General features: G+C 37.3%; 10 protein-coding genes. 6 read left to right on the top strand and 4 right to left on the bottom strand.

The window, feature by feature from the left end; translation table 11 throughout:
* Nucleotides 1-2: 2 nt before the first annotated feature.
* From H033_RS0115065 to H033_RS0115045, 4 genes are all read right to left on the bottom strand, one after another.
* Nucleotides 3-641, bottom strand: a complete 639-nt coding sequence (locus tag H033_RS0115065; RefSeq protein WP_026839054.1) for a peroxiredoxin — start codon at nt 639-641, stop codon at nt 3-5.
* 158 nt (nt 642-799) lie between these two features.
* Nucleotides 800-2284: a Na+/H+ antiporter NhaC gene (nhaC, locus tag H033_RS0115060; RefSeq protein ID WP_026839053.1), complete on the bottom strand. Its 1485-nt coding sequence runs from the start codon at nt 2282-2284 to the stop codon at nt 800-802.
* Nucleotides 2285-2897: 613 nt separating this feature from the next.
* Nucleotides 2898-3557 (bottom strand): deoxyribose-phosphate aldolase, encoded by a 660-nt coding sequence (gene deoC, locus H033_RS0115050; protein ID WP_026839052.1) that lies wholly within the window; start codon nt 3555-3557, stop codon nt 2898-2900.
* A 119-nt stretch (nt 3558-3676) separates the two neighbouring features.
* A complete protein-coding gene (locus H033_RS0115045) occupies nt 3677-4894 on the bottom strand; it encodes an aminotransferase class I/II-fold pyridoxal phosphate-dependent enzyme (RefSeq protein WP_026839051.1) in 1218 nt (405 codons plus the stop codon).
* Nucleotides 4895-5052: 158 nt separating this feature from the next.
* On the opposite strand from H033_RS0115045, the gene H033_RS0115040 reads away from it, so the two are divergent.
* The 6 genes from H033_RS0115040 (at nt 5053) to H033_RS0115015 (ending at nt 13207) form a co-directional block, all read left to right on the top strand.
* The gene (locus H033_RS0115040; protein WP_026839050.1) at nt 5053-5511 is read left to right on the top strand and encodes an Lrp/AsnC family transcriptional regulator; all 459 of its coding nucleotides are present in this window, start codon (nt 5053-5055) and stop codon (nt 5509-5511) included.
* A gap of 281 nt (nt 5512-5792) precedes the next feature.
* Nucleotides 5793-7100: a 4-aminobutyrate--2-oxoglutarate transaminase gene (gabT, locus tag H033_RS0115035; protein WP_026839049.1), complete on the top strand. Its 1308-nt coding sequence runs from the start codon at nt 5793-5795 to the stop codon at nt 7098-7100.
* Between the two features lie 119 nt (nt 7101-7219).
* Nucleotides 7220-8155 carry a carbon-nitrogen hydrolase family protein gene (locus H033_RS0115030; protein WP_026839048.1) on the top strand — a complete coding sequence of 312 codons (936 nt, stop codon included), beginning with the start codon at nt 7220-7222 and terminating at the stop codon, nt 8153-8155.
* An 11-nt stretch (nt 8156-8166) separates the two neighbouring features.
* Nucleotides 8167-8574 (top strand): VOC family protein, encoded by a 408-nt coding sequence (locus H033_RS0115025; protein ID WP_026839047.1) that lies wholly within the window; start codon nt 8167-8169, stop codon nt 8572-8574.
* A gap of 5 nt (nt 8575-8579) precedes the next feature.
* Entirely contained in the window at nt 8580-11327 is a 2748-nt protein-coding gene (locus tag H033_RS0115020; RefSeq protein ID WP_026839046.1) for an aminotransferase class I/II-fold pyridoxal phosphate-dependent enzyme, read from the top strand.
* 11 nt (nt 11328-11338) lie between these two features.
* Entirely contained in the window at nt 11339-13207 is a 1869-nt protein-coding gene (locus tag H033_RS0115015) for a biotin carboxylase (protein ID WP_026839045.1), read from the top strand.
* Nucleotides 13208-13216 lie beyond the last annotated feature (9 nt).

The following is a 13216-nucleotide window of genomic DNA, read 5'->3' as shown; positions in this document are numbered from 1 at the left end:
TTTTAGTTTAAGCTTAAATATGAAGCCACACCTTCACGATCTGCTGTCATAGCTTCTTTTCCTTCTTCCCAGTTTGCAGGACAAACTTCTCCTTTTTCCTGTACATGCGTATAAGCATCTACTAGTCTAAGGAATTCTTGTACGTTTCTTCCAAGTGGCATATGGTTCACACCTTCATGAAATACTGTTCCTTCTTCATCTATTAAGTAAGTCGCACGATAAGTTACATTATCACCTTCTACAGTTACTGCACCAGTTTCTTCATTATACTCCTCATTGGTAATGTCTAAAATTCCAAGTTGAGAACTAAGGTTTCTGTTAGAATCTGCAAGAATTGGGTAAGTGATACCTTCAATTCCTCCATTATCTTTTGCAGTATTTAACCATGCAAAATGTGCTTCTGGAGTATCACAAGATGCTCCAACTACCATCACATTTCTTTTTTCGAAATCTGCTAATGCAGCTTGGAATGCATGTAGTTCTGTTGGACATACAAAAGTGAAATCTTTTGGGTACCAGAATAGCAATACTTTTTTATTGTTTTTTTGAGCTTCTTCAAGAATATTTAATTTGAAGGTATCGCCCATTTCATTCATTGCGTTTACACTTAAATCTGGAAATTTTTTTCCTACTATTGACATATTATTTATATTATTTGTTATTAATTTCTAATGCAAAAATATAAAAATAGCCCGCGCTTGCGGGCTATTGAAATTCTAATTTCTTATCTCATTATAAATTTTGACTATAGTATTTTAAAATTAAGATAGATTAACTCTATCGCTATTGGGTTGGGTGCTTAAGCCTGAGCTGGTTGCGTGGTTAATTGTCTTATTTTGATGCTGAAAGCAGCAAATAGTAGGGTCATAAACGGACTAATATAATTGAAGAAAGCGAAGCCTGCGTAAGACAATGTAGGTACTCCCAACACTCCACTATGGTATGCACCACAAGTATTCCAAGGCACCAAAACAGAAGTTACCGTTCCAGAATCTTCCAATGTTCTACTTAAGTTTTCTGGGGCCAGGCCCTTATCTCTATATGCTTTTGCAAACATTTTTCCAGGAACCACTATTGCAAGATATTGGTCTGATGCAGTTACGTTTAATGCCAGACAACTAAATACGGTACTGGCAAATAACCCGAAAGTAGTATGGAAAAGATTCAGCAATGCAGAACTTATTCTTGCCAGGGCGCCAATAGCCTCCATAATCCCTCCAAATACCATGGCACATAGTATCAACCAGATGGTTCCCATCATTCCTGCCATCCCTCCTGAAGAGAAAAGATCGTTCAAAGTTTCATTGTTGGTCACTATTGCCGTATCTACGGTCATAGAATTCATAATGGCTTTATATCCAGAAATAAAATCAAGATTTTCTACGCCAGAGATCTGCATTAAAATTCCTGGTTGAAAGATCACAGCGGCAGCAGCACCTAATAATGTTCCAATTAATAAGGCAATAAGTGGAGATGTTTTTTTAACGATCAAGAAAATTACGATCACTGGAATTAAAAATAACCACGGAGTAATTGTAAAAGTTGTTTCTATGGTGTTTAAGATGGCAGAAGTATCTGTTGTTCCAGAAACATCCAGATTAAGTCCGATAATGATAAATATAATAATGGTGATCACTATAGTTGGAACTGTAGTGAGCAACATATATCTAATATGTGTAAAAAGATCTGTTCCAGCCATTGCAGGAGCAAGGTTTGTGGTATCACTTAAAGGAGAGATCTTATCTCCAAAATAAGCGCCAGAAAGAATTGCACCAGCCGTCATTCCTACAGAAATATCTAAAGCATTTGCAATACCTATTAGAGCAATCCCTACGGTTGCTGAAGTGGTCCAGCTACTTCCTGTTGCTACAGAAATGATAGCACAAATAATGACACATGCAGGTAAGAATATAGTGGGATTTAAGATCTGAAGTCCGTAATAGATCATCGTGGGGATAATTCCACTTACCATCCAGGTTCCGGCAAGAGATCCTACCATAAGTAATATAAGAATTGCGCCAGCGGTACTCTGTATATTATTGGCAACCTCATCTATCATGGTGTCAAACTTCACCTTATTGAAAACACCTACGATTGCAGCAATAGCACCTCCCAGTAAAAGTATAAATTGGTTAGATCCGCTCAAGGCGTCATCTCCAAAAACATATACATTAAAGGCAAGCATTCCAATTAAACAAAATACAGGGATAAGTGCTTCCCAGATATTCAATTCTGGATTTACAAGTATTGGGTCATTTTCTTGGTGATTTGTAGAGCCTTCCATTAAGATTTATTTTTTGGTTCGTAATGTTACGATTTTAACACATATTTTGCAAGCCTAATATTTCCAGGCTTTTTGTTGAAGTTTTTTTGACTTTTATAAGGAATAAATTAAAGAATTTTCTGAAGGAGAGAATTGGAAATCTGTTTTAGAGTTTTGTCCTTTTTTATACTCTTCGCGATGATTGTGTCATCCTGAGACCCTATTAAAAAACTTTGAAAAACGGTGGCGTTGACGTTCCAAAGCAGCGCTTTGAAATCTTTTTCCGCAGTATAAGTTTTGTTTTGCGTTAAAAAATCTTGAAGCCTTGGAAAGATTTTAGCAAAACAAAACTGGTTTTCAGCTTTGCTGAAAAATACCTCTGGAAAAAGCGCCTTTTCTTTTGTTTCGTTTTCTTTGGGCGAACAAAGAAAATGAAAAAAGATACTGTTAAAGGACTAAGTTAATTATTTGATATTCAAATATTTAATAAATCACGTCAATGATAGACCCGTGATAAAAAAATTTATCTAGCGTAGGAAATTGACGTATGAAAGATGCTGAAACTAGTTCAGCATGACGAAAGTTAAAACCAGTATCGTCACACTGCCTCAATCTTTCAGCAGACAGTAATGATTTACAACAAACTCTTTTCTCCATTGAGAATGGCAATTCCAGAAGAGGTGCCAAGTCTGGACACACCCAGATCTATATAGGCTTTAGCAGTTATATAATCTCTGATTCCACCAGAGGCTTTGATCTTCATTTCAGATGAAATTGATTTTTTTATTTCTGAGACCACTTCTAAGCTGGCGCCGTTAGGACCAAAACCAGTAGAGGTCTTCACATAATCGGCACCTGCATTTTCAACTATTTTGCTAGCAATGCTTATTTCTTCAGAAGTAAGATAACAGGTCTCAATAATAACTTTCAATACTTTTCTACCAATTGTGTTTTTAACTGAAGCGATTTCGGTTTCTAAAAGCTTCAATTTTTTAGATTTAAGGAGTCCAAGATTCATTACCATATCAACTTCATCTGCTCCATACCCAATAGCGTCTTCTGCTTCAAATATTTTAGCTCTGGAGGACATTGCTCCCAAAGGAAATCCAACTACAGTGCAAATCTTCACTTTTGAATTCTTTAAAAGTTCTTCCGCTAAAGGCACATAATACCCATTTATACAAACCGAAAAGAAATTATAGGTCTTAGCTTCATTACATAAAGTTGTGATATCGTCTATTGTCGCAGTAGATTTAAGTAAGGTGTGTTCTATATAAGAATTAATAGGTTTCATAAAGAGGATACTATTTTATAAGTGTTTTAAAAGTCTCTAAGATAAAACTAATCCATAAAAAGAATGCCTGATAGAAAATTCATTCTATCAGACATTCTTATAAATTTGTAAAAAAACTTTTAGTTAAGGCTGATGTTTTCAAAAAGGCCTACTGTTTCCATGCAATCTTTCATCATTTTATAGGTGCGTTCAATATCGTTATCCAATCCTATAGAAAAACGAATAAGCCCATCAGAAAGTCCCATTTCGATTTGTTCTTCTACAGGAATTTCTGAAGATGTAGATGTTCCTGGTGCGCTGAATAAGGTTTTATAGAAACCTAAGCTCACTGCTAGATACCCAAGATTTCGCTCCTGCATTAACTCCATCAGTTCATTTGCTTTATCTAAGCTACCAACATCAATAGTTAGCATTCCTCCAAACCCATAATCTTCATTCATCATAGATTTAAATAGATTATGACTTGGGTGCGATTCTAATCCTGGATAAACAGTTCTAAAGCCATCGGCTTCAAATTTTTCCGCAAGAAACATCGCATTTTTACTGTGCTGTTTCATCCGGATGTGCAAGGTTCTCATATTCTTCAAAATAGAAGCAGAACGCAAACTATCCATTGTTGGCCCTAATAACATATTAGCTCCATCTATAACACTTCTAAGGGAGTTAATAAATTCCTGAGTTCCACAAGTTACACCACCAACAGTATCACTACTTCCATTTATGAATTTGGTTAGACTGTGAATTACCACATCGGCACCCAATTCTGTTGGAGTTATAGAGAGTGGAGAAAAGGTGTTATCTACAATTAAAGTAAGTCCGTGTTTCTTCGCGATCTTGGAAAGCCCTGCGATATCTGCCACTTCCAATAATGGATTGCTAACAGACTCGCAGTATAGAACCTTAGTGTTTGGTGTGATTACCGCTTCTACCGTGTCTAGTTTTGTAATATCCACAAAACTGGTTTTGATATTAAGTCTCGGTGCGAAATTCTTTAAGAAGGCATAAGTACCTCCGTAAATGGTTCTGCTGGAAACTATATGATCGTCTGCTTTGCAGAGTTGTAAAAGAGCGCCCGTAATCGCACCCATTCCGGAGGCAGCTACGTTTGCAGTTTCGGTTCCTTCCATGGCAGCTAGAGCTTCTCCAAGATAAAGGTTGGAAGGGGTAGAATGCCTGGAATATAAATAACAACCATCTTGATTTCCTTCAAAAGTATCGAACATGGTCTTTGCTGAAAGAAAAGTGTAAGTAGAAGAATCTGAGATAGAAGGATTCACTCCTCCAAATTCACCAAAATATTGAAGGTCTTGAATATGATTTGCTGGTTTATATTTCATGATAGTTGTTGTTTGATATACTTCAAAATAAGTGAATAATAGATCATTTGTCAATAGATAAAGATAAATTCAGTTTAAAAATTGGAAATAACCATTTATTTTAGATATTTAATTTAAAAACACCTATTTTCAATCTTCCAAACCGAAAATTTTTCAGCATGAACTTAGATGAAATCGATAAAAAGATCCTTCAAAAGCTGCAATGCGATAGTAAGATCACCAATAAAAAGCTTTCTTCAGAATTAAACCTATCGGTAACTGCTATTTTTGAACGTATAAAAAGATTAGAGCGTAATAAAGTGATCTCCAGTTATGTTGCTTTGGTAAAGCCTGCAGAAGTAGACAAGTCCTTTATGGTTTTCTGCCATTTAAAATTGGTGCAACACACTAAATCTTATGTTATTAAATTCGAGAAGGAGGTAGCACAATTAAACGAAGTCCTGGAATGTTATCATGTAAGTGGGGAATATGATTATATCCTGAAGATCTTGGTGAAGGATATGGAGGCCTATAGGGAATTTATGCTAAACAAACTTACTAGCCTGGATCATATTGGAAGCACTCAAAGTACTTTTATTATTAGTCCGGTGAAAAGCACTACTGCTTTGCCATTGTAAAATACTTCTATCTGTTAAAGAATAGTGTTCAATCTGTTGGAATTTAATCTATTACCAAAAATATTGTGTAATAGTATTGCCGATTTTTTTAACAGAACTTTATGTGTATTTTGGTCTAATTCCTTCTCTCTATGGTGTCTACGGCCGTTTTTAATTCGTAATAATAGAAAAATTTTGTATATTAAGGCATTGGTAATTTTTAGATTAATGCTTCTTTTATTTTAATCTTCCATTCTCAGGATTTTTAAATCCTAATTTCCTTTTACAATCTTATTATTTATATGACCGAGCAACAAACCAAATCTGAAGACCTTCTTAACAGAAGAAGAAATATTGTAGCCAACGGGGTAGGTGTATTTAATACCGCCACTGTACAACATGCAAAAGGTGCGATTATCACCGATGTAGATGGGCGTGAACATATTGATTTCGCCGGTGGGATAGGCGTAGTGAATGCAGGACATTGTCCCGAACCTGTGGTAGAAGCCATCAGGGAACAGGCAGGAAAATATCTCCATACAAGTTTCAATGTAGTTACTTATGAACCTTATATTCAATTATGTGAGGAACTAGCCGAGATTCTTCCACATGGGGAAAAGACAAAAGCGATGCTTATTAGCACCGGTGCCGAAGCTGTAGAAAATGCGATTAAAATTGCAAGACAGGCAACCAAACGGCCGGCAGTTCTTTGCTTTACTGAAGCTTATCACGGTCGTACCTTAATGGCTATGAGCCTTACGAGTAAAGTAAATTACAAATTCTCTTCTGGGCCTTTTGCTCCTGAAGTTTATAGGATTCCTTTTCCAAATTTTTATAAATATGGTGGAACTCAGGCAATGGATGAATTCGTTGAATCAGAACTTGCAAGGCTTCGGGATAGCGCTCATAGTATTGTAGATATCAACTCTGTGGCCGCAATAATTATTGAACCTATCCAAGGTGAAGGTGGATTTAATTGTGTACCGCAAAGATATTTGGAAGGCTTAAGATCTTTTTGTGATGAACATGGAGTTCTTTTAATTATGGATGAAATACAAAGCGGTTTTTGTCGCACAGGACACTGGGCAAGCTGGCAACATTACAATGTACAGCCGGATCTAAGTACGTATGCCAAATCTATGGGGTCTGGACTGCCCATCGCAGCAGTCGTTGGTCGTGCCGAAATAATGGATGCCGCAGCACCGGGTACTATTGGAGGTACTTATATTGGAAGCCCTATTTGTTGTGTTGCCGCTTCGGCTACCATTAAATATATGAAAGACATCAATCTGAACGAAAGAGCTGTACACATAGGAAAAGTGGTTACAGAACGAATGAAAAATCTTCAGAAAGAAATCTCAGATATTGGAGATGTGCGTGGAATAGGAGCAATGATAGGAATTGAATTTGTAAAAGATAATGATCCCGGTAAACCAAATCATGAACTCTGTGATAAGATTGTAAAAGCTTGTGCAGAAGATGGACTTATCCTCATAAGTGCTGGGACTTTTAAAAATGTAATAAGAATTCTTTCTCCACTTGTAATTACAGATGAACAGTTAAACCAGGGACTGGATATCCTGGAAAATCAGATAAGAAAAAATGTATAAATAGAGAATACGGGAAATTGCGATGGTTCCAAAAGAAGCAGTCGTAAAAATGTTGGTGCATTGAAATTAATGATTACCAGCATGAATGAAAACTAATAATTCAAATAAACAAAACAAAAATGACACCATTTGCAATAGCAGGAATACAAATGAAAGTTTCAGCAGTCGCTTCCAATGTGGAGATGATGAAACTGAAATTAAATATAACCATGAGCCTTTATCCTTGGGTGGATATGGTAGTTTTTAGTGAATTATGCGCCTATGGGCCACTTACACATACTTCACAGGAGATACCCGGCAACTTTGAAAGGGAAATGCAGGCTATGGCTAAAAAACATGGAATCTGGCTTTTACCGGGATCTATTTTTGAAAAAAGTGAAGGAAAGATTTACAATACCGCTACAGTAATCAATCCTGAAGGAGAAATTGTTACCAGATACAGAAAAATGTTTCCCTTTTATCCATACGAACTTGGAGTGACCCCGGGATCTAATTTTTGCGTTTTTGATGTTCCGGGAGTTGCAAGATTTGGTATTTCTATATGCTACGATATGTGGTTTCCTGAAACAGTCCGCACGCTTGCGGTGATGGGAGCTGAAGTTATTTTGCATCCAACGATGACCGGAACGATAGACAGGGATATAGAATTATCTATAGTGCGCGCAATGGCCGCTGTAAACCAATGCTACTTCTTTGATGTGAATGGTCTTGAATCTGGAGGTAATGGAAGATCACTTGTTTGCGGTCCTGATGGCAGGGTGATATATCAGGCTGAAGGAAATGAAGAAATTTTCCCGCTGGAACTGAATATAGATCGGGTGAAAAGAAGTCGCGAGCTAGGAGTGCTGAGGTTAGGACAACCTCTTAAAAGTTTTAGGGATCACATAGGCCAATTTGGGATCTACCAGCATGGAGTACAATTGCCGTATCTGAATTCTCTGGGGCCACTTATAAAACCAACGAAACTAGATACTCTGGCTAAGTTAAAGATGGAGGAGAACAAATATGAACCACCTTCAAATCCTACAGGTTATAAAGGATTTGGAGAACTATAAAAAAGAAAAATATGGGCGGACCAACAACAACAAAGAAAAAAAAGAAGGAAAAGATAAAGGACTACATAAGTTGGTTTGAAATTCCTGCAATTAATTTTCAGCAATCGGTGGATTTCTATAATGATATCTTCGGAATTCAAATGGAAAAAAACATTGACAACAATTACGCTATGGCTTTTTTTCCGGCAGAGAAAGGAATTGGAGGTGCAATTGTCGCAGGTCCAGGTTCTGTTCCCGGTGTTATTGGTCCTCTTTTATATCTCAATGCAGGTGAAGATCTCAATTTAGTCCTGGAACGCGTGGAATCTGCCGGCGGAAGGATAGTAATGACTAAAACCCTTATTAATGAAGATTCAGGATATTTTGCCATTTTCATAGATTCAGAAGGAAATAAACTTGCCTTACATTCAATAAAATAAACTATATGCCAGAAAAAAAACCTGTTAGTTCACATCATTATAATGTTGCTCAGCTTCGGCTGGAATCATGGAACACATTAAAAAATGAATCCACTAAACTTGAACATAGCAACCGGGGTTCTTCAGAAGAAAAGGATTTTAAGCAAAACGTTCGGAAGTATTTAGAAAATCTCAAGGGCGTGGAAAGCTATTTTGCCTTCCCGGGAATTACTCGCCTAAGGGTTCTTAACGAAATGTTGGACAGGCAGGAACATACTGCACTGGCAAATAAAATTGCAGAGATCACAAAAAATCTGGTGAGCGATAGATATAGAAGCAACCCAGATCTTATTGAAGAAGATGAGCTGGGAGTAGATACTTCAGAAAAAGGTGAGTTTACAGACGGAGTGAGAAAAAATTATTTCGAAGTTTTATTTGTGGAGGATATATCCCTGCAGGAAGAAAATAAACTTAGAAATGATCTAAAAGAGCTTCGTGGTGTAAATGAACAATTCAACTATGGGATTGTCGTACAGAAGTCCTTTGAGGATGCTTTGATTGCCTTGCATTTTAATTATAATATTCAGGCAGTCGTAATTAGATATGCACCGCCATACCATTCTAAAAAGGTAACTCCAATCCTAAAACCTTTTATTCAAAAGGTTTTAGGATTGGATCTGGCTTCCAAACCCCAAACAGAACTGGGACCAATTCTAGGAAACCTGGTAAAAAAATTCAGACCGGAGTTGGATACCTATTATGTTACAGACACGGCACTTGGAAATCTTAAGGACAGCACCTTAAAGAGTTTCAGAAGAATATTTTACAGGGCAGAGGACCTTCAAGAACTGCATCTAACAATATTGAGAGGCATTAGTGAACGCTATGAAACGCCATTCTTTTCGGCACTAAAGGAATACAGTAAGAAACCAACCGGAATCTTCCATGCTATGCCTATTTCCAGAGGTAATTCAGTTTTTAAATCCAGATGGATCAATGATTTTGGAAATTTCTACGGAAGGAATATGTTTCTGGCTGAAACTTCATCTACAACAGGAGGTCTGGATTCTTTGCTACAACCAACAGGTTCTTTAAAAAAGGCCCAGAAAATGGCGGGTGATGCTTATGGTTCCTTGAATACTTTTTTTGTGACTAATGGAACGTCAACAGCCAATAAAATTGTAGTTCAGGCATTGGTGAAGCCTGGAGATGTGATCTTAATCGACCGGGATTGTCATAAATCACACCACTATGGACTCGTGCTGGCAGGAGCGTATCCTGTTTATCTGGACTCTTATCCTATTGAAGAATATTCCATGTATGGAGCTGTTCCGCTGGAGCAGATCAAAGAAAAATTACTGAAGTTAAAAGAAGCGGGCAGGCTGGACCTTGTGAAAATGTTGCTGCTTACCAACTGCACTTTCGATGGACTGGTTTATAATGTAGAAAAGGTGATGCAGGAAATTCTGGCGATTAAGCCGGACATGATATTCCTTTGGGATGAAGCCTGGTTTGCATTTGCGGGCTTTACTTATAATTATAAGCAAAGAACAGGGATGTTTGTAGCTCAGAAGCTTTATGAAAAGTACCGAAGCAACGAATACAGGGAAGAATACGCAGATCATATTAAAAATCTGAAAAAGGACGAACTTCTAAAGTTGCCAAATCCGGATGAAGTTAGAATTCGGGTTTATTCTACCCAAAGTACACATAAAACGCTCAGTAGTTTTCGTCAGGGATCAATGATCCATATCTGGGATGAAGATTTCCGAAGAAAAGGAGAAAATACTTTTATGGAAGCATATATGACCCATACTTCCACTTCACCAAATTACCAAATGCTTGCTTCACTGGATGCGGGAAGGAGACAAGTACAGTTTGAAGGCTATGAGCTTGTGGAAAAAAGTATAGAAATGGCCATGGTGCTTCGTGCAAAAATAAATGATCATCCAAGGCTGAATAAATATTTTGACGTTTTGACCGTCAGCGATTTTATTCCGAAGGAATTCAGGAATTCAGGCTTATCAGAATATTATAGTCCGAAAGAAGGCTGGAGCCGAATGGAAACTGCCTGGGAAAATGATGAATTTGTGCTGGATCCTACTAAAATCACCTTGCACATAGGCCGTACAGGAGTTGATGGAGATACTTTTAAAAACAAGTATTTGATGGATAAGTTTAATATCCAGATTAATAAAACCTCCCGAAATACGGTTCTATTCATGACCAATATAGGTACTACAAGAGGAAGTGTGACTTACCTTACAAATGCCTTGCTTAAAATAGCAGACGAGCTGGATAAAGAGTTCCTTTCGCTAAGTAAAAAAGAAAATAAGATCCACCAGGACAGGATACATTCTCTAACCAAGGATTTCCCGCCCTTACCAGATTTTAGTTATTTCCATCATTCGTTTCAGGCAGTACCCGGCCTGCCAGGCGGTAATATCCGTGAAGCATTTTTCCTCGCTTACGATGAAGAAAATTATGAATACATGCCTCTTGAAGAATGCTTGCCTTCCATGGGAAATGAGCGCACATTAGTTGCCTCATCCTTCATCATTCCTTATCCACCGGGATTTCCGGTGCTTGTTCCAGGACAGGTTGTGAGTAAGGAAATCATCAGGTTCCTTACGGCACTGGATGTTTCTGAAATACATGGATACCGTGCAGATCTCGGACTTCGGATATTTAAAGATTCGGTACTGAACAGGCAAAAAACCGTTACATCTATGGGTGCAATGGGAAATAATTCAAAAAAGAAATTAATAAAATAAAACCAACAATTATGAATTCTAAAAAACCAAATACTCCCAAGTCTAAGGGAACAGATAAAAAAACAAAAGCACCATCCTTAACAGGAAAAGATAAAACTCAGGTTCCTATGCGCAGCAATGCTGAAAAAGGAAAAAAACTAACTACAGCAGAACAGAAGGCTGAAAAATCAAAATCAAAAGCTTCCCATGGAAAAGCTTCGTCAAATTCAAATACTTCAGGTAAATCTAATTCGGCTAAGTCTAAGGCCAAAAGTTCTACTGCCAAAGGTAAAAGTAAAGGTGTAAAAACTGATACCACTATGGATTCATCTGAATTCAAAGATACTGTTGCTTCAGGAGCAAAAGGAAGTAAAAAGAATAAGATGCCTTTAGTAAAATCAAATAAGAACTCAGGGAAATCCTCTTCAGCAGAAAATACAACTCCGGTAGATTATGAACTTAAGGGAGTTTCAGATATCAGGAGGTCTTTTCATAAAAATGAAGAACCTTTATATTTTATCAGTGCAACAAACTTCAATCTTTTAGGGGCAGATGAATGGATCAAAGGCTTTAAGTTCATCACTTACATCGAATGTTTTGATGGATTGCATCCCAACGTTTTTTCTCCGAAACAAGAAATTCCGCACGATGATTTTGAAGGAATTGAAGATATAAACAACTATTTACTACAACATCCAGAAGTTCAGGATTATCTAAAAACCAGATCTGTAGACGGGAGATCAGGAAAAGCAATGTTCCTTATGTTCAATGAAAAAACAGAAGAGCTTGCTGAAAAATTAGGTTTGGAAATTATGTTTCCTAAAGCCGAAATGCGAACTTTTCTTGATAATAAAGTGAACACAAACAGGATTGCCGAAAGGGCTGGTGTTGCCTGTGTTCCTTATGTTCTTTCTCAGGTTACAGATTATGAGCAATTGAGTGAAGTTTCCAGTCACCTTGGGAATCAACTTGTAGTCCAGACACCTTTTGGAGACTCTGGTCACACGACCTTCTTTATTTCTAATGAGGAAGAATACCAGAAATATGCAGAGGAGATCGAGGCAGAAGATGAAGTGAAAATAATGAAAAGAATTCGTTGTAGAGGTTCAGCAATCGAAGCCTGTGTAACTCGTCACGGAACAATTGTAGCACCTCTTATGACTGAACTTGTAGGTTTTAAAGAGCTAACTCCTTACGAAGGCGGTTGGTGTGGGAACGAGATCTATCCCAATGCTTTTACTCCTGAATTAAGGCAGAAAGCTATTGAGAACACTCAACTTTTTGGAGATCAGTTAAGGGAAGAAGGTTATAAAGGTTATTTTGAACTGGATTTTCTGATAGATCAGGACAATGGAGAAATTTACCTTGGGGAACTTAATCCAAGAGTTACCGGAGCCAGTTCCATTACCAATCACGCGGTGTTTGCACTTGCAGATGCACCCTTATTTGTATTCCACATTCTAGAATGGATGGATATAGAATATGAACTTGATATTGAAGCTATTAATAAGCGATGGTCAAACCAGGCAAATCTGGATGGCTGGAGTCAGTTGATCGTTAAACATACTGAAGACACTGTTGAATACGTAACCGAATCACCAAAATCGGGGATCTGGAGAATGTATGATACAGGTCATATTCAATTTGACAGAATGGATACCCACCGAAGAGCTGTGGAGAATGAAAATGAAGCTTTCTTTCTAAGGATCTCCAAAAAAGGGGATTACTTGTATGAAGGAGCAGATATGGGAATTCTAGTTACAAGAGGCCGAATGATGACAGATGATTTTAGATTAAACAATAGAGCGAAACATTGGATAAAAGCAATTAGATCCCAATTTAAATCTGAAATGGTTGAAGACAAAAAGAAACCAAAGCTTAGCGGTTCTTTAACTAAATAAAAACAAATT

The organism is Gillisia sp. JM1 (assembly GCF_000424645.1).
In the GTDB taxonomy this organism is placed as follows: Bacteria; Bacteroidota; Bacteroidia; order Flavobacteriales; family Flavobacteriaceae; genus Gillisia.
This window is presented reverse-complemented; position numbering and strand designations above follow the sequence as displayed.

Coding starts and splice junctions, on each gene's coding strand:
- H033_RS0115025 (WP_026839047.1), top strand. CDS start 8,167: ATGGGCGGACCAACAACAACAAAGAAAAAAAAGAAGGAAAAGATAAAG.
- H033_RS0115040 (WP_026839050.1), top strand. CDS start 5,053: ATGAACTTAGATGAAATCGATAAAAAGATCCTTCAAAAGCTGCAATGC.
- deoC (WP_026839052.1), bottom strand. CDS start 3,557: ATGAAACCTATTAATTCTTATATAGAACACACCTTACTTAAATCTACT.
- H033_RS0115020 (WP_026839046.1), top strand. CDS start 8,580: ATGCCAGAAAAAAAACCTGTTAGTTCACATCATTATAATGTTGCTCAG.
- H033_RS0115045 (WP_026839051.1), bottom strand. CDS start 4,894: ATGAAATATAAACCAGCAAATCATATTCAAGACCTTCAATATTTTGGT.
- gabT (WP_026839049.1), top strand. CDS start 5,793: ATGACCGAGCAACAAACCAAATCTGAAGACCTTCTTAACAGAAGAAGA.
- H033_RS0115030 (WP_026839048.1), top strand. CDS start 7,220: ATGACACCATTTGCAATAGCAGGAATACAAATGAAAGTTTCAGCAGTC.
- nhaC (WP_026839053.1), bottom strand. CDS start 2,284: ATGGAAGGCTCTACAAATCACCAAGAAAATGACCCAATACTTGTAAAT.
- H033_RS0115065 (WP_026839054.1), bottom strand. CDS start 641: ATGTCAATAGTAGGAAAAAAATTTCCAGATTTAAGTGTAAACGCAATG.
- H033_RS0115015 (WP_026839045.1), top strand. CDS start 11,339: ATGAATTCTAAAAAACCAAATACTCCCAAGTCTAAGGGAACAGATAAA.